At 40.3% G+C, this 17,317-nt stretch carries 18 protein-coding genes; 3 read left to right on the top strand and 15 right to left on the bottom strand.

All coding sequences use genetic code 11. From position 1 onward, the window contains the following. Positions 1 to 4 precede the first annotated feature (4 nt). The 5 genes from DI077_RS19165 to DI077_RS19145 are packed head-to-tail and all read right to left on the bottom strand — an operon-like array spanning position 5 to position 5,449. Positions 5 to 1,534 carry a cupredoxin domain-containing protein gene (locus DI077_RS19165; RefSeq protein WP_242935469.1) on the bottom strand — a complete coding sequence of 510 codons (1,530 nt, stop codon included), beginning with the start codon at positions 1,532 to 1,534 and terminating at the stop codon, positions 5 to 7. Positions 1,535 to 1,539: 5 nt separating this feature from the next. Then, complete coding sequence (locus DI077_RS19160) at positions 1,540 to 2,253, bottom strand: glycosyltransferase (RefSeq protein WP_109022335.1); 714 nt, start codon at positions 2,251 to 2,253, stop codon at positions 1,540 to 1,542. 7 nt (positions 2,254 to 2,260) lie between these two features. Further along, a complete protein-coding gene (locus tag DI077_RS19155) occupies positions 2,261 to 3,298 on the bottom strand; it encodes an NAD-dependent epimerase/dehydratase family protein (protein ID WP_109022336.1) in 1,038 nt (345 codons plus the stop codon). Further along, positions 3,298 to 4,761, bottom strand: coding sequence for a glycosyltransferase family 2 protein (locus tag DI077_RS19150; RefSeq protein ID WP_109022337.1), 1,464 nt, complete (start codon positions 4,759 to 4,761; stop codon positions 3,298 to 3,300). Before DI077_RS19150 ends, DI077_RS19155 begins: the two co-directional genes overlap by 1 nt. Before the next feature lie 34 nt (positions 4,762 to 4,795). Next, complete coding sequence (locus DI077_RS19145) at positions 4,796 to 5,449, bottom strand: hypothetical protein (protein ID WP_109022338.1); 654 nt, start codon at positions 5,447 to 5,449, stop codon at positions 4,796 to 4,798. Between the two features lie 12 nt (positions 5,450 to 5,461). Here DI077_RS19145 and DI077_RS19140 point away from each other — a divergent pair, with 12 nt between their 5' ends. Then, positions 5,462 to 7,048 (top strand): peptidase MA family protein, encoded by a 1,587-nt coding sequence (locus DI077_RS19140; protein WP_242935455.1) that lies wholly within the window; start codon positions 5,462 to 5,464, stop codon positions 7,046 to 7,048. Here the strand turns inward: DI077_RS19140 and DI077_RS19135 are convergent. The 3 genes from DI077_RS19135 to DI077_RS19125 all read right to left on the bottom strand — a co-directional run bounded on the left by DI077_RS19135 (position 6,972) and on the right by DI077_RS19125 (position 8,988). Beyond that, entirely contained in the window at positions 6,972 to 8,024 is a 1,053-nt protein-coding gene (locus DI077_RS19135; protein ID WP_109022339.1) for a DUF1574 domain-containing protein, read from the bottom strand. The genes DI077_RS19140 and DI077_RS19135 overlap by 77 nt on opposite strands. A 98-nt stretch (positions 8,025 to 8,122) precedes the next feature. Continuing rightward, the gene (locus DI077_RS19130; protein WP_109022340.1) at positions 8,123 to 8,485 is read right to left on the bottom strand and encodes a PLU-1-like domain protein; all 363 of its coding nucleotides are present in this window, start codon (positions 8,483 to 8,485) and stop codon (positions 8,123 to 8,125) included. 56 nt (positions 8,486 to 8,541) lie between these two features. Further along, complete coding sequence (locus DI077_RS19125) at positions 8,542 to 8,988, bottom strand: SRPBCC family protein (protein ID WP_109022467.1); 447 nt, start codon at positions 8,986 to 8,988, stop codon at positions 8,542 to 8,544. Positions 8,989 to 9,104: 116 nt separating this feature from the next. On the opposite strand from DI077_RS19125, the gene DI077_RS19120 reads away from it, so the two are divergent. Together DI077_RS19120 and DI077_RS19115 are read left to right on the top strand one after the other, a co-directional pair. Further along, positions 9,105 to 9,755 carry a Pr6Pr family membrane protein gene (locus tag DI077_RS19120; protein WP_109022341.1) on the top strand — a complete coding sequence of 217 codons (651 nt, stop codon included), beginning with the start codon at positions 9,105 to 9,107 and terminating at the stop codon, positions 9,753 to 9,755. Next, the gene (locus DI077_RS19115) at positions 9,742 to 10,260 is read left to right on the top strand and encodes a DinB family protein (RefSeq protein WP_109022342.1); all 519 of its coding nucleotides are present in this window, start codon (positions 9,742 to 9,744) and stop codon (positions 10,258 to 10,260) included. Before DI077_RS19120 ends, DI077_RS19115 begins: the two co-directional genes overlap by 14 nt. 15 nt (positions 10,261 to 10,275) lie before the next feature. On the opposite strand, the gene DI077_RS19110 is transcribed toward DI077_RS19115, so the two are convergent. The 7 genes from DI077_RS19110 to DI077_RS19080 form a co-directional block, all read right to left on the bottom strand. Next, a complete protein-coding gene (locus DI077_RS19110; protein ID WP_242935468.1) occupies positions 10,276 to 11,589 on the bottom strand; it encodes an SAM-dependent methyltransferase in 1,314 nt (437 codons plus the stop codon). Beyond that, positions 11,546 to 12,364: a DUF1365 domain-containing protein gene (locus tag DI077_RS19105; protein WP_242935454.1), complete on the bottom strand. Its 819-nt coding sequence runs from the start codon at positions 12,362 to 12,364 to the stop codon at positions 11,546 to 11,548. Before DI077_RS19105 ends, DI077_RS19110 begins: the two co-directional genes overlap by 44 nt. Further along, positions 12,361 to 13,629, bottom strand: coding sequence for an NAD(P)/FAD-dependent oxidoreductase (locus DI077_RS19100; protein WP_109022344.1), 1,269 nt, complete (start codon positions 13,627 to 13,629; stop codon positions 12,361 to 12,363). Before DI077_RS19100 ends, DI077_RS19105 begins: the two co-directional genes overlap by 4 nt. A gap of 68 nt (positions 13,630 to 13,697) precedes the next feature. Further along, positions 13,698 to 14,525 (bottom strand): orotidine-5'-phosphate decarboxylase, encoded by an 828-nt coding sequence (gene pyrF, locus DI077_RS19095; RefSeq protein ID WP_109022345.1) that lies wholly within the window; start codon positions 14,523 to 14,525, stop codon positions 13,698 to 13,700. Next, positions 14,526 to 15,383, bottom strand: coding sequence for a hypothetical protein (locus tag DI077_RS19090; RefSeq protein ID WP_109022346.1), 858 nt, complete (start codon positions 15,381 to 15,383; stop codon positions 14,526 to 14,528). It abuts the gene before it with no gap. Then, positions 15,380 to 16,060 (bottom strand): hypothetical protein, encoded by a 681-nt coding sequence (locus DI077_RS19085; protein WP_109022347.1) that lies wholly within the window; start codon positions 16,058 to 16,060, stop codon positions 15,380 to 15,382. Before DI077_RS19085 ends, DI077_RS19090 begins: the two co-directional genes overlap by 4 nt. After that, complete coding sequence (locus DI077_RS19080; protein ID WP_135354940.1) at positions 16,050 to 17,312, bottom strand: hypothetical protein; 1,263 nt, start codon at positions 17,310 to 17,312, stop codon at positions 16,050 to 16,052. The genes DI077_RS19085 and DI077_RS19080 overlap by 11 nt, the downstream gene beginning before the upstream one ends. Between the last annotated feature and the right edge of the window lie 5 nt (positions 17,313 to 17,317).

Raw genomic sequence — 17,317 nt, 5'->3', positions numbered from 1 at the left:
TGTTTTACCTGGTTTTCGAATTTGCTGAGATGATTGCATACAGATCCGACTGAAAATACGAAGCACCTTCATAAGTCAAATGGTGCGGGTCAAAGAACAAACGTTTGTCGGAGATATAATTAGTCCTGTCATACAGCTCATGGCCGTTTTTATCCAAGCCGTTTTTTAAATAATTTTTCAATCCGGCAAACCATTTACCTTTTGAATAAAGAGAAGCTTCTACCGGATTTTCCGGAGAGAATATGACAAGGAAAGGAATATTCTTCTCTTTGAAGTAAGTTGAAAGTTGAAGAACCCGATCCACTTCAAGCCAAGGTTCAAAACCGAGATTGTTCACTTCCTGTTTCTTGGAATGAACCAAACGCAAACGATGCAATTCATTTCTATGTTCTGCATTTTCCAACATTCTTTGAAAATAATCTTTATCGTATTCGGCGGAAGACATTCTTTGAAAACGGGATTCATCAAAGTAGGATTTTCTAGAATAGGATCTATCGTTATATACCGGTGTTTTGCAAAAATAATGGGATAAACGTATTCCTACGGGATAATCCAGCCCGGTTCTATACAAATCAACTTCTTTCGCAGTATTCATCCCTTCCAGGATGCGAAATCTCAGATAAAAGTCGGAAGCTTTGACGCCTAACTCTTGCCAGTTGATCGTTGTCCAGCCCGACTTAGAAAACGAAATTTCCTTTTTGGAAACAAGAGAGGTCATCTGTGAATTACTAAAAACGGAAAATTCTATCTTTGTATTCGCCTTAGGGATAAAAACGGAATCATCTTGTTTGTTTCCCGTCTCACAAGCCATCGTCGCCTGCCCGAGAGTCCAACCTTTCGCCCAGATCCCTTCTTTCGGTAAAGAACCTTCATAGCGATGGAAACTTCTTCCGCTTCGAAAATGGTTCTCAATAAATGCATCGATCGGATCCCAAAAAAAAGAACGATACCGACTAACATAGAACAATGACTTGCCGGCCAGTTTTGACAGACGTTTTCTGTCCAAATCGGAAAAATATTCGAATAAATAGGAAGTCGGGTAAAATGTTTTGGCGGGATAACGATCCGCAAATTCAAGCAGCCATTTGGTTTTATCAAATTGCAATTTTCCATTCGGAAAATCGACGTATTCCCATTGGAAATCGGCAAAGTTCACAAGGTAAACAACCAACTTCGGTTTTAAGGACGAAAGATTTTCCTTATAATAATACAGATCACTAGGCGCCATTGCCACATGGGAATAAAAATCGGCATGGAAAGCGCCATTCGTCTTTTCGTTCATTTCTTCCGGTAATGCGGAATACAAAGCGACAGAACTACCTGCAATCAATACCTGATTGCCGTAATCTTCCGATTTGATATTTCTTCTTTTTTTTTCGAAATTATACCAAGGAGAAGTATCCCACTCCATCTCACTCGGAAAAAGAAAATATAATTTTTCAAATACGAGATAATCCAGAAAGAATGTCGCGCCACTTAACAAGATAAATATGGCAAATGCTTTGAATTTCAAAGATGCAAAAAGAGATTTCACAGCAATCAAACGCTAAATCCGAATTTCCGTAGCAAAAGTTTTTTGGCAAATTGAATGGCAAGTTTTAATACTTTGGAATTGAAAGAACTGTTTGAAAATACGTAACTGATCGGTATTTCTTTGATTGTTCCACCTTGCAAAGATACAATGGAAAGCGCTTCCATATGAAAATCGAATGCAACCGATTCCAATTTATGATCGGCAATCTTTTGAAATGCCCATTTGGAATATCTTCGATAACCGGAAGTACAATCCTTAATCCCCGGTCCCAGCAGATTGAATATGCCTTTGGAAAGACAATAGTTCATCGCTCTTGCAGCGAGAAAAGAAACCACCTTACGATAGAACGGAACATTCAGAGTATCCTTCCTACTTCCAATTAACAGATCACAGTTGGGGAAGCCGATGAAATCCTTAAGTTTTCCCGCATCATGGGAAAGCCCGGCATCCATTGTAATCACCCAATCGTATTTTTTCTCAACAGCGAGCTTCATCCCGTCTTGAATACCACCGGGTATATGAGTGTTTTTTTCATGCCGAATCACATAAAGCCGTCCCGGGAATTCTTTCTGAAGTTTTTTCAGAATTTCCGGAGTTTTGTCTTTGGAAGCGTCATCCGTTACGGAAACATCCGCATGAATGATCGCTCCTCGTACAACTTCTTCTATCGTTGATTCTTCGTTATATGCAGGGATGACAATAAGAGTTTTGGAGCTCACTACGAATTTAGCCTGCGATATTAAAAACCGATTTTTCGGATTCGATCCATTTGAGAAGTCTTGTCACACCTTCTTTCGGTTTTATGGAAGGAGCAAATCCGAATTTTTTAGCCTCGGTAATATCACATACAAAGTATCTCATATCTCCCGGTCTTTCCACTTCGAATAGGATCTCTTGCTTTTTACCCAAAATCTCACCGATCAATTGGATGCATTCCAATAACGAAATCTTATGAGCACTCGCTCCGCCTATATTATAAACACCAGGAATCGGGTTTTTAAAAAATGCCAGATAAGATTGTGCTCCATCCGCCGCATGAATGATATCTCTGGTTTGTTTTCCTGTTCCGAAGATACGAAGAGGAAGTCCGAAAACGGAACGAATTGCAAAATTCGCCACCCAACCGTGATCTTCTCCACCAAACTGGCGTTCACCGTAAATCCCCGTAAAACGGAAACTCGCGGCTTTGATTCCGTACATATCCGAATAAGCACGCACATAATGTTCTGCGCTCATTTTGGATGCGTGAAGAGGAGAAATCTGGCCGATCATCGTGCCTTGCGTCTCTGGTATTTCAACCGGAGTTCTTTCGTAAGAAGTTGCCCCTTCTTTCAAACTCGCATTGATGGAGTTACCGTAAACATGGATGGAAGAAGTATTTACCACAGGAATATTTCTTTTGCGAGCCACTTCCAAAACATTGAAAGTACCGAGTACGTTTGTGGAATAATCCAATTCGGGATCTTCCCAAGAAATGGTCATCGCAGGTTGCGCCGCAGTATGAACGATAAAATCACATCCTTCCGTTCGGTCCAAAAGATGTTCCTGGTTTCGGATATCACCCTTTACCATGGTAACACCGAGTGATTTCAGAAAGTTCCAATTATAATCGCGAGTTGCATCCGTTCCATAACCGGTTCGTTTCAATTCGTACTTTGTCATGCTGTCGAAACTGACAACATCCCAACCTTCTTTTCTAAATAACTCGCAAACATGAGATCCGAGAAAACCACACCCGCCAGTAACTAATACTTTCTTAGTCATTATTCTTCCCCTAAGGATAATTTCTTTCTAATGATAATTCCGAATATTCCCCAAGCATCCTTAATCATATCCCGCAAACGATAGGTTCCTACGTTCACTGGTTTAAAATAAGAAACGGGAATTTCAATACAACGCATATGGGAACGAACGATTTCAATCATCAGTTCCACTACGAATTTTTTGTCGTGCACATCTAACTGCGGTTTGATTTGAGAATAAGATTCCTTCCAGATCGCAAAAAAATGACAGTCAGCATCCGTGAATCTCGGTTCTTGCCCCCACCAGAACAGCTCCACCATTTTTCCCATAAGCAAATTGACTAGTCGGTAAAGGGGACTAAGGTTACTACCTTGTTCGATCATCTGCCTTGTGGTTCTCGTTCCGATCACCATATCCGAATCCTTCATATATTCCATGAGTTTTGGAAAATCTTTGGAACGAAACGATCCGTCGGGAGAAACAACAACAATGATATCACCTGACGCCTGTTCAATCCCTCTTCGGACTTGTTCTCCCAACCGGTTAGAATCGCCTTCTCCATGGAAGGTAAGAACTTTTACTTTTTCTTTTTTACTGAGGTTTACGGTATCATCGGTAGATTCATTGTCGATGACTATGACTTCATGAAACTTATCTTTGAAATCCACAATCACATCGGTGATGGATCTTTCGTTATTGAAGGTCGGGATGACTAGTGAGGTTTTGAATTTGGGAAACAAATCGTTTCTAACTTCATAGACCGCATGATGATAGTCTTGCATGGAATTGATATTGAAGTATTCGCAAGACAATTTGGTGGCATAAACTCCTCCGGGAGATTCCTTCGCCATTTTATCGATAACATCTGTTATTTCAATTACGCCCGATTTTTGGGAAGGAGGAGTCTTTCCGAAATATTCGAAAAACATAGGGGTAAAAAGATAAGATCCAAGTCCTAAAAGTTCGTTCGGAGGATCTTCCGGTTTTTCCACCAGATTCAAGATCCGGTCTCCTCCTAGTTCCACAGAATAATTTTTTCGGATTCTGGAAAGTAATGAGGTCTTTACGATTCCGATCGAAGCTGCAAGTTTGGGATAGAGTTTGATCGTTTTTAAGAAATTTTCATGATCCGTTTTATAATAAAACTCATCCCCGAGGATAGTGAGAAACGGTTCTACAATTTCGTCGCTGAGACTCGCTACATCCGAGGCAAGACCCTTCTCGGTCCAATGTTTGGATTCAATACAAACTTTGGGAATGGCCAATCGGATATGTTCGATTTCGGCGAGCACTTGTTCTTTTAAGTGGCCGACCAAAATGTACACCTTTTCCACACCAAAGGTCTTGTAGAGCAACTCCACATTTCTGTGTAGAATTGTCTTTCCTTCGATATCAAACAGTGGTTTGGGGATGAAACTAGTTCGCGGGTATGCCCTCGTGCCTTTTCCTGCAGCGGCAATTACCCCGATTCTGATTTTTTTCAATGTAAAACGAAGGTCTTTCCATTTTGGTTCTGGGTCAATTAGAAAAGGTCCGTTTCCATCTGTAGATGGAAGGTTTGGATGGCTCCGATTCGTGAATCCAGCCATTCCAGGGCTTCCAAAGACCGGATTTCCGATCCCAGACCTGGATCGGGCTTTTGTTGCCTAGTCCGTTCAAATGGAATCCCCAAATTCCCTCTTCCTTTCCGTCGGGAAGAGGAAACGATATCCCTATCGGTTCGGAAGACATATTTGCTAAAAAAACGGGAAGACGGAGGTCTTTGAATGTTCCCGCCAAACTGGAATTCAATAAATTAGCGTCAGAATCGGTTTGCAGTGTAAATGAAAGATGTTCGCAGTCAAATCGGCGCAAAAGCCCCTTTTTCTTCTCAAATTCTCTGCTCGCTCGGATTTGGCAGGAACCGGGAACCAATACCCATTCGCCTAACTCATCCTTTGCGGTTCCGGAATACAGAATTTCTTCCCAGCCGATCAGGTTGTGGTATCTCAATTCTTGTGCTAAAAAAACAAATCCTTCTTTTTCTTTGCCGATCGCCACGCCGAGAAAAAGGAAACCGTTTTTCGTTTTCATCTCGTCAGATAAATAAAGGCCCGATTTTGGTTCGGAATAGATCCCGAACGGCAAAAAAAGAAATTGAACCAGACCGATCGCCAGAATAAAATTTCTCATAGAGTGGTTCCCTTGTTAAACAAATCCAAAATCAAATCAATCAGGAATTATTTTCTATTATCATTTATTACTTTGTGGCTCTCCTTTTGTAATATAAACACTCCGTTTTCAAGAAAAGAATCTTCCAATGACAATAATCTATTGCTTGGAGTGGTTTTGTACACTGCGCTTGCAAATAATGGAAATTGCGAAACCGGAGGAGATATTTGGGCAAGGAATATACAAACTCAAAACTCCTACTGCGTACCTGTGGAGTTAGTCGCTTCTTATGCCAAAGTCGATGTTTACAAACAACGCGGCCTCTCCGTAAATTATAATCTCCAAACCTTCGGAAAAGAATTCAATGATACCACCTATCCTAAGTTAATTTCCACTTTCGGTGAGCCTTCGGACGTGGACAAAAACGGGAAAATCAAAATTTTGGTTTTGGACATCCGGGACGGTGCTACGGCAAACTCATCTTATGTGGCTGGATTTTTCGATCCGGTCAATTATTTTGCGGACCAACCGGGAACGAATTTGCGATCCAATTATTCGGAGATACTTTATATGGATGGAAAGGAATTGATCGATGCTTTGGTAAGGGATCCTACCGCATTCTCTTCCACTGCCGCACATGAATTCCAACATCTGATCCGTTATCCGTATATGGTTGCAACAAGGGCTACAGACGATTCATGGATCAACGAAGGTACAAGCGAAGTAGCGAGTGATATAGCCGGTTACGGACCTCAAAAATACAGAATAGATTGTTTTCGAGGTGCGGATTCTACAAGATGCCCGAACGGAGTGAATGGAGTTAGTTTTTTAAACTGGTCCGCAGGCACTACCTCCTCCGTTATTCTCAAACAGTATGCATTCGCTTATGCATTTATGCGCTATCTTTATGATATTTCAGGCAATACGGAAGCCGAGAAAAACGAGTTTTTCAGAAAGTCGGTTCAAGGAAACAGCATCGGAATCCGTGCAGGTTCCGCAAGCCAGCTAATGTCTGTTTTTCGGGAATCCGCTAGGTTCAACACGACTCTTTTGGGAAGTCTAAACAGTGATACTTTTTTCCGCACATTCACTCTGTTTATGGGTCAATCTGCAGGGACTTTGAATTTTGCCGGTGTGGAACGATTTGATGCCAGCACAAATGTAGAAGCTCTGGATTTGAGTACCGCATATGCGGCCTATCCGTTCGAATCGACTTTGAATGATATAGTGGCGGGACCATTGGGTGTCAATACCGCAACGGGAACTCTTTCCTTTGCGCAAGGTTCCGGTTATGCGTTTACAGGTAATTACAATCTGGCAAGTTATAGTAGTACGAGATATCCCAACATGACAACCGTTAAGTCAGCCGGCAATACCAAATCCGTTTTGGCATGGGCCGCATATTCTACGAATGTGAATGCTTCGGTGAAAAACGGAATTACAACAACCAGCACGAAATCGGAAGAAGCGGAAAACCGTTACAAATCGGTCATCTTGGGAGATACCATTACGGAAGGACCTCTACCGGTTTGCGGAACTCAGTTTATAAACGATGAGCCTCATATCTACGAAAGTATTCCATTAGAACAGCCCTCATCAAAGAATGGTAACACTCCTTAGCGACGTGGCCTCCGTCAGCGAACGCATTACATGAATAAGACGGTTCATCTTTCAATTTCATGATTTTCTGATCGTATTTGGAGCTTAAAAGATCGATCCTCTCTTCCCAGGTTTTAACCAACTTTTCTTTATGAACCAATTTTTCAAAATTGGGCGAAGATGTAGGCCAAATGATGATGGATTTGATTTTTTCAGATTGCAGTCTGGATAAAATTTTCTCGTAAAAACCATATTGCATCTCGCTCGGATGATAAGAAGCGAACAACCAATCCAAAGTTCTATGACTTGTCAGTTCTAAGACGTTAGCATCCTTCTCCACATAATTGTCAATAGGCGAAAGACCGTGACCGTTGTTTTTCACTATAAAATCAAAAGTTGTCTGATTCATGGATAAAAACCCGGCTAGTTCCGGATTTCTGTAATTTTTCCACATCTGATCTATATAAGGTTTATAAGTACCTACAGCAAACAACTTCCTTCCCAGAAAAAAAGATACATTATCCTTTCCGAAAAGATCCATATTTTTCAATACGTAGAATAAATCGAAACTGTAGGTAAGATTGGAAATTTTAAATACGGAATTGTGATTGAATTGATTTGGGTCCGTTTCCATCAAAATCAAATCGGGAACCACGCCTGAGTCCAAAAGCCTGGTCAGTTGATAATCGTAATAAGCAGGGGTCGTGACAGCGGAAGATAAATTGTAAATCTCCCAGTCTGGATAAAACTCTTTCAGATCTTTTGCATCAAAATAAAGAAGTCTGGATGATCCGAGGATGATCATCAGTTTTTTATCTTTTTTCAGGTTTCCTTTTTCTATCAAAGAATCCAGAAGCGCTTTTTTAGCAGAATAATTAACTGCCGTTAAATCGAGTTTTGTTAAAAATTGGATGTATGGAATGCGGAAAAACGAATCTACGAAAAAAAGAAAAATTAATAAAAATAAAGGATAAAGAAGGTAAGGTTTCCCTTTCATAAGGTAAACCTAAATATATACGGGGATAAAAGTAAAGCCAATTGAGAGTGTATTCGGAAGAACCCCGGAGATAATCTCCGGAGCCAGTAAAGAACTCTCTATGCTACTTGAGTTCTCAGCATTTTACGACGTTTCTTGAGTCCAAGAAACCAATCGTCAGCGTTTTTAATATGTGATACAAGCTTTTTTACATATTCTCTATTTTCAGGATTCAAGATCTCTCTCGCTTCTTGAACGATTTCTTCAACCGTTTTTACATGAAATGTAAAGTAACTTGTGAAAAGTTCGTAATATTCACGTTCGGTGGTTTCCCACGCATGACTTTGCATGTCATCGTAGAATTCATCTAACATAGGAATATCAACATCTGGTGTCGCATCGAAATGATTGTTCATCATTGCAATACGATCTGTAATGTCCGTCAAATTCTGAAAATAGGATTCTAGTTCGGGAAATTCCAATGAAACCCTCCTTAATAACCTCTACTTTTACCAGGATTTTAGAAGGAGGCGAGAGATCAAGTTTTTTTAATAAATTTTGTGAAATCAGGTTTTCCCGCCAGGAATGTTATTAGTTTTTCTACCTGGCCGTCCCAACCTTCTTTTGCGCCATCTAACCAAACGTTAAACGCATTAGAACTGGGATATCCACCGTTAACAACCGTAAGTTTGGATTTGTTCTCGGAAACCGGCTCAAACAGAAGTTGTAAAAAAATATCGCCTGCAGGATGGTCTTTCCATTCCATCACCAATTCTTTGCCCGGTACGATTTTTTTATAGATTCCCTTTGTAGTGAAATCCCCTTCCAAACCCAACTTCCAAGTCCAGGAAAATTCTCCCCCTTCCTTGGGTCTGCCTCTCACTTCATCCGCAAGCCAGTGAATTAACACTTCATAAACGGTAATCGCAGACCATAGCCTTTCGATTGGTTCGTTAAATTCAAAAATGGATCGAGTTTCCCGCATATTGGGAAGATTGGGCAACCTTCCGAGGATTGGCAATCCGTTTTTCAAAAAGACAGATAGACAATAAAAGTTTCTTCCCCGATTATTGGTTATTCACTTTCGGAGAAAGGACTAACATGCCTTCCCATTTTTTATTTCAATTTATTTCTTCTACGATCGGTATCCTGACGCTTACGGCACAACTCTACCTTTCCATTTCGACCGCATATGACAACGGGACATCCCTCATTGCAGCGATTGTCCGTTTTTTCAGTTATATGACTATATGGACGAATATTCTGATCACCCTCTACTTTACGGTTTCACTCGTCCGACCAAAATCGAAGTTAAGCGGCTTCTTTGGGAAACCCGTCGTTCAAACCGGGCTTCTTGTTTATATCCTGATCGTTGCAATCGTTTATCATTTTCTACTTTCCAAAACATGGAATCCGAAAGGTTTGCAGTATATCGTAGATATCAGCCTTCATTCAACCGTACCTTTACTCTATTTGATTTACTGGGTGTTCTACTTAAAAAGAGGAACTCAAAAGTTCGGGAATGCACTAGTCTGGCTTCTCTATCCGATTCTATATGCGGTATATATTTTTTTCAGAGGAGAAATGATTCAAGAATATCCTTATCCGTTTATTAATGTCACCCGGCTAGGATATGAAAAAGTATTCGAAAATTTTCTATTATTAAGCAGCGCATATTACATTCTTGGAATATTTATCGTTGCAATGGATCGGCTACTTTTCAAGCTTAAGCCAGAACATGGAAGAAGCTAAAGAACATCTACTAACACTTGCACGTTATCATCAATGGGCGACAGGCCATTTGTTTTTACACATCCAAGGGATACCAGAGGAAGATTATAAAAGAGATTTCGGTTTGTTTTTCAAATCGGTTCACGGGACACTCAATCACCTGTTAGTTGCCGAGAGACTTTGGTACACCAGATTTGCCGACAATTTTTCTCCCGTGGTTTCATTAGACACGGAAGTGGAAAGCGACAGACTGAAATTAAGAGAATTGGCGATTCACGAATCGGGCAAATGGGAAAGTTTTATCCAATCTTTGAGTTCGATTCCGAAAAAGTTGGAATACAGTACCATGAGAGGATTCCAAGCCAACCTACCTTATATACTAACACTTGCTCATGTTTTCAATCACGGAACCCATCACAGAGGACAGATCATCGCCGCTATTACTGCAATGGGTTATTCTTCTCCCGAGATTGATCTTGTGTATATGTTACAAGCGGAAGAAAAGTTACAATCCGCTTCGCCTTAAATTCGATTTCCCCCGTTATATGTTCAGGTTGTTCGGCCTTACATAGACGGATTGGATTACACTGATATTTCTCATTTGAAATGCCGCAGCGCAATAACCCAGATAATATTTCCATTTGCGGATAAATCTTTCGCTATAACCTTGCTCTCTTACCTCTTTTAGATTCTCTTCAAAAGCTTTGGACCATAAGCGTAAAGTTCTGGCATAATTCAAACCCATATCTTCCAAATGAAATAAATTCAAGTCTCCGGTATGATTAATCGCTTCATTCATTCTTCCGATGGAAGGAAGAAGAGAACCGGGGAAAATATGTTTCTGTATAAAGTCGATTCCGTTTTTAAAGGATTGAAATCTGGAATCGGGGCAAGTAATTACCTGCAAAGCAAGAATACCGTCTCTCGTCAAAAGCTCATGGCATTTACCGAAAAAAGATTCGTAATAAGCATCTCCCACGGCTTCCAACATTTCTACGGAAACTATTTTGGAAAAAGAACCTCGGATGTCTCTATAATCCTGGATGCGAATCTCTATCAGATCGTTTAGGTTTTCTTTCTCAATCTTTTCTTTGGCAAATTTGAACTGTTCCTCGGACAAAGTAATCGTAGTCACCTTACAGCCGTAATTTTTTGCAGCATACACCGACAAAAATCCCCAGCCGCTTCCGATTTCCAATAAATGATCTTTGTCGGACAATTTCAGTTTTTTGCAGAGTAAATCCACTTTTTTTATCTGTGCTTCTTCCAAACTTTGATCCAAACTTTCAAAATAGCCCGAACTGTAAGTCATCGTGGGATCCAAAAACAATTTGTAAAAACTGTTTCCAAGATCATAATGTTCCACAATATTCTTCTTACTCCCTTTCAAAGTGTTTTTGCGGAGAAAATGCAGAAATTTATTTCCTAAATTAAAAAGATCCAGATGGAACGTTTTCCTTTTTGCGCCTGACAAAGCGGGAGAATCATCCACATTCAAAATAAACCAAGAGATCACATTTTCAATGGAATCCGTAGTCCATTCGTCCAAAAGATACGACTCTGAAAATCCTATATCCCCGTAGATTACAGCTCTTTTGAAAAATTTAGGGTCTTTGATATGGATCATCGCAGAATGAAACTCCGGAGAAACCTCCGAGTCCGGATCACCTAGCAGTCGATTGGTTCCATCGGGAAGAATCAATCTGAGTGAACCTTTTTGCATGCGACCCATTGCTTTGAAAAATATCTTTTCAAAAATCGGGTATCGTTTTAGTTTTTCTGCCTTCGATGATTCTGTGAAAAAAGTCTTCTCAGTCGGATTTTGTAAGAGAGACCGGTTCGCTGACTTGTCCAAGGGAAACTCCTGTTTGTTTGTTTGGATTCTCATCTTTCTTTATATATGGTATTTTTCTGATCCACAACTTGACTGCCTGCCAATGGATCAGAGCTATTATTTTGACTGTAATGAACGGGTATTGGCAAAAAAGAATGAATAAGTTTTCATCAGTAAATGAAATTTTTTTTCCAAGAAAAGATGTAGTGAGAATCCTTTCCCCTTCTTCCCAAGAATCCACACCTATCTTCAATTCTCCTTCGGGAAAATTAAGTCTGAATTCGAATTCTGAATCGAGAGAAATGAACGGTGATACGTAAAAATTCTTTTTTGTTCTTAAATGAATCTGAGGATCGGAAATAGTTCCTTTCGCACCCGAATTCACCAAACCGACATAAGGTTTTATTTCTCCGAATGTATTCCCCACTTCCGGAACGGAACAAATCAATGTTCCCGATTCGGAAAAACAAAAATAAAAACTGACCGGATTGAAAACATAACCTAAGATCCGGAGATTTGTGAGTAGATATATTTTTCCGACCGAATCCTTAATGCCCGATGCAGTCAAAAAACTTTTTACATTTTCATATGTGTCTTTTTTTCCGAACTGCAGATGATCTTTGTCATAAAAGGAAAAAAAGCCGAACCGGTTTCTGCGAAAAAAAAAGGAATTGCGATCCAAATCACCCAATTCCTGCAAATCGATAAGAAAAGTGAACACTTTGTACGTAAATTGATTTTTGACAGGTTTGGTTCTGGTATGCGAGACCGATGCTTTGTATATCACCGAATTCATATCCAAGGATCCCTCTTCAAAATGGATTCGGCAACACCAACCGCAGATAAAAATCCGTCCTCATGGAATCCATATCTGAAATAAGCACCCGCATAATAGATAGGACCTTCTTCATTCAAGGCAGGAAATTTTTTCTGAGCCTTTGCGTTTTCTACGGAAAACAAAGGATGTTCATACTCTATTTCACGAATGATATGTTCTCTTTTGATTCGCCCGGGGTCGTTGATGGTAACAAAATAGTTTTTGTTTTTAGAAACATTTTGCAAACGATTCATCCAATAGATTGTGAATGGCTTTTGATTCCCTGCCTCGTCCTTTAAAATTTTGTAATTCCAACTGGACCAACAAAGTTTTTTCTTCGGCATATCCGATTCGTCTGTATGAAGGGTCGCCGTATTTTTCTGATAGGCGAAGAGAGGGAGCAGTTCCTTTTCCAAAGAAGTCGGATTCCCCAGTAATTTTGCCGAAGTATGTCCGTGCGTCGCTAAAATCACCTTATCGAAAATCTCAGAAGAACCGTTTTCCAATACGATTCTCACCTTGTCTTCCTCACGTAATACTTGTTTAACGCTTGAATTAAGACGAACCCTATCGGAGAAATTTTCCGTAATCCGCTTTACGTATTCTCTTGATCCGCCGTCCACAGTCCACCATTGATGTTGGCTATTCAGCCCTAAAAAACCGTGGTTATAAAAAAAACGAACCAACGATTGAACGGGAAAAGACAACATCAGACCGGGAGGTGTCGTCCAAACTGCAGAACTCATGGGAATCAGATAATAATTGAGAATATCCTCTCCATATCCGTTTTCTTTCATATAATCTCCCAAGTCCCAGTCTTCGTATTTGGGATTGTCCAGTATATGGGGGGCCGTCTCATTGAAACGATTGATTTCAAGAAGCATTCGAAGGTATCTTAGGTTGAAAAAATTCTTTCTCTGTGCAAACAAACCGTTCAAACCGGAGCCACAAAACTCTAGTTTTGTGGGATCATGCTGAACGCTGAAAGACATATCCGATTTTTTAGTGGGAACCTTTAACCGGTTGAATAAGCGAAGCAAATTCGGATAAGTTACGTGATTAAAAACGATAAACCCCGTATCGATGGGAATTTCTTTTCCGTTTTCCGAAACATCAATTGTGTTTGTATGTCCGCCTATATAATTTTCCTTTTCAAACAGGGTTAAATCATATTCCTTGGACAAAAAATAAGCAGCTCCTAATCCGGATATGCCTGTCCCTACGATCGCCAACTTTTTTTTCACATTTGCCTCTGGTCTATGTTTAGACAAAACGGCAACGAAATCGGAGGAAATTTTTTGCCAAGATCTCTTTAATGAAAGAGATGATTCATCTGAGTTTGAATCTCCAAGGCTTTTTCCTTTGCCAACCGGGAAAATCCATCTTCTCTGGAAAGTAGTGTCACTCCTCTAGAGGAATTGATTATGGAGTTTTTACCGCTCGCCCAATAAATTTCTTCCAGACTTGCTCCCTGTGCTCCGTATCCCGGAATTAGAAAAAACAAATCCGGGTGGCGGTTTCTGATTTTTTTGAGTTCCGCAGGATGAGTTCCCCCGACAACGATACCCACTTGACCCGAGTATTCTTCACCGAGCCTTGCGGCAAAGTCGGACATCTCTTCATATACAAATCCGTTATCTTTTTTCAAAACTAACTTTTGTAAGTCGCTAGAGGAAGGATTGGAAGTAAGACAAAGTATGAATATGTATCCTCCTGCATCCAAATAAGGAAGAAGAGTATCCTTACCCATATAAGCATTTACGGTTAGTGCATCCACTCCTAGGGTTTCGAAATAATATTTTGCATATTCTTTTGAAGTATTGGCCAAATCCCCTCTCTTCGCATCCGCAATGATGGGAACATCAGGACATAGAGTCTTACAAAGTTCAACATAGAGTTCGAATTCCTTAAATCCTTTGGAACCGAATCTTTCGAAAAAGGCTACATTGGGTTTCCAGGAAGTGGCAAAAGAATGAGTCGCCTCCACAATTTCCTTACTAAAATGAAATAGAGGGGTTTCCGACTTCAAACTGGAAAAAGGAAGTTTTTCCCATTCCGGATCGAGACCTATGCACAATAGAGAAGAAAGTTCTTCCCTTCGTTTGATGAATTTTTCTTGAAATTTTGAGACGTTGGACACTTATTTTACTCTTTTATTTCTTTCTTCCAATTGAAGAGGAATACTTCTTTTTTTCCATCTACCGTAAATATGACCCGGCAATACGGTAACCGCCGTTATGGGGCTAGGGACTAAATCTCCGATCGCTCCACCTATATAAGTCGAGTAAGCCGGAAATAACAATTCATGCGACTCTTCCAATTGTTTGGTGTCCTCATTTTCCGCAAAATAATTAATCGCATCATCACTTGCACGGGCCTCATGGTAAAGAGAACCTACGACGGGAACTGCATAAGCCATAGAATACCAAGTTCTGTTTTCCCTTTGTGCGAAATCTTTGGCATGTCCTCCTTCATGGATGACAACTGCCGGAAGATCGGAATAGACGTTGATCGTATTCGTGTAAGGATTATAATGATCTCCTCCTACAAATCCCGCAAGCAGTCTATCCGGCAAAAAAGTATAGGATAATAACGAAATGGATCCTATGATATATTTTACAAAAGGATTGATATTTTCATTCTTAGCGAGTCTTTTCCATTCGGACAAAGGTGCGTATTGATTGAACCTTACTTTAACATCACGTAGGTTATTCTGTTTGATATATTTTATCAGATACTGCTTTGTTTCTTCCGAAAAATGATGGTTGGTCATTTTCCTGTTCCACAAAATCAATTTTGTTGGAAGGGAAAAAAAATAATTTCCGATCGTATCTACAATCCAAACAGGTTCCCCTTCTTCAAACTGAGGATCATCTTCCTCAAAATAGGGAGAAGGATGGTAGGGATTTCCGTAATTGTATTTTTTTTCTATCGAATAACAATTATTACATACAATCAGAACGGTAAAGAGAAGGATAAAAGTGATGTTTCGGTTCATAACTCTTCCAGAATCTCCTTAAGTTTAGGATCCGGAACATTAGGCAATGAGTTCAGATTCGGTTCTTTCTTTCCAGGATGAAAGTCCGATTCATTTTCTAAAAATTGGAAAAAAGCTTCGATTGCATTTCTACCCAATTGGTTCAATTGATCCTGGCGATTGCCCCGAAACCCCATATAAGGAACATACCAAATCAGTGGAACAATCGTAAGACTGCTTCCCAACAAATAACAATTCGTTACATGGGAAACTATTTTATCTTCGTATTCGAAATTAGAAGCCTTACCTCTTCCGACTTGCGCCAAGGCGGACATCTTTACATGAACTTCGTTGGAATAACATCTATCAAGGGATTCCAATTGAAATTTCGTAATCTCAATCTTGCCGCCTTGAAAAAGGCCGGGGTATCTGGATTTGCGGATGCTGATTTCTTTTTGAATGAGATAATTCAAACTTCCGTATTCATTTGGCAAATCATCCGCACTTACGAAATAACCGTCGTACATCGCAAATCTTTGCAGGTTTTCATTAGGCGTAACTATAGTTAGTTTTTTTTCGGGAACAACCAACTCGAAAGGCGCCTCTTCCGGAAAAGGTCGGTACACACGGATGGCGACTCCGCATTGCAAAAAGAAAAAAAACAAAACCGATAGAAGCGGAAAAAATCTAAAACGCATAACTGTATCCGATGAATATATTAGAAACCCCGAAGTATCTTCCGATCCTCTTTCCGTTTCCGTCCGCTTCGTAAACTCCCGAAGACTTGTACCAATCCATTACCGCTGTTCCGTATGTTTCCGGACTCAAAGCGTAAAAATTCGGCATCTTGGATTCATTCGCCCTCCAGGAATAACTGGTAGATTGAAGCCCAAGACTTAATCTATGTTGTTTGAATAATAAAACCGAATATACAAAATTCAAATCTATCCCGGCAACGGTCATCTCCAAAGGTTTGTTAGACTGAATGGAATACCGGTCCAAAGAATTTCCCGGAGTTCCGAAACCGCCTTCTTTCGTTACCGATCTCTGATAATCCAAACTGCCAAGAGGAGTTACAAAAAAATCCGCACCTACTTCCAATCTCATAATCTCTTCAAAAGCATGATAAAAACGAAAACCCGCGCTGGGAGCCAAATACCTGGACTGCTCACGCAAATCTCCCGCTTGCCCCAATGTAGCGGATAAATAAGAAGAATCTGTTTTCCAACTTCCTCCACGAAGTCCGAAATCCCAACTGAACCAGCTATCTTTCGTTAACTCTTCGTAAATTTTTATGACAAACCTGTGATCTTGCATTCTATATCTGGTCTCGTAATTGGCAAATTGAAACGGACCTACAAGTCCCCAGGCATAATGGGTGAAAGAAGATTGAAACGGCAAAGAAGTATATTCAAATCCCCACTTTTTACTATCGTGCCGGTAGGAGAAGGAATAAGAAGGAAGTTTGGATGACAAAAACTTCGGCTCTTCAACGACGGGGAGTACCGAGCCGTTTTGATAAGGAATATTGCTTCGCGGAAAAAAAAGATCTCCTGCTTGAAAGGCGAGTTTTCCGTCTTTATGAAGCCAATCGGTGCCGCCTCCGAAACTTGCAATGGAATTGTTTCCTCTGATTCCGAATTCCCAAGTTCCACCAAGAAACAGCTGTTTGCCTGAGTCAAACGGATGGGAAATATCTTTGGGATCTCTCGAATAAGAATATCTTTTTTCCCTGTAGAAATTGTTTTTTCTGATTTGGATCGCACGAAGACGTTTCGTTTCCGCCGCCGGCAAATCGCCCGCTTTTTCCAGATTTTCAGCTTCTAACTCAAGTTTGATTGCTTCCGATTCCTGAGAGTAAAGAACGGGCGGAGAAAAAAGAAATAAATAAAATAGGACAACCCCTCCGAAACCTATGGAGAAGATATTTTGGAAAGGGTGTCTTTTCAAGATGG

Source organism: Leptospira kobayashii (assembly GCF_003114835.2).
In the GTDB taxonomy this organism is placed as follows: domain Bacteria; phylum Spirochaetota; class Leptospiria; order Leptospirales; family Leptospiraceae; genus Leptospira_A; species Leptospira_A kobayashii.
The sequence above is the reverse complement of the archived record's forward strand: the minus strand, read 5'-3'. Positions and strand labels throughout refer to the sequence as shown.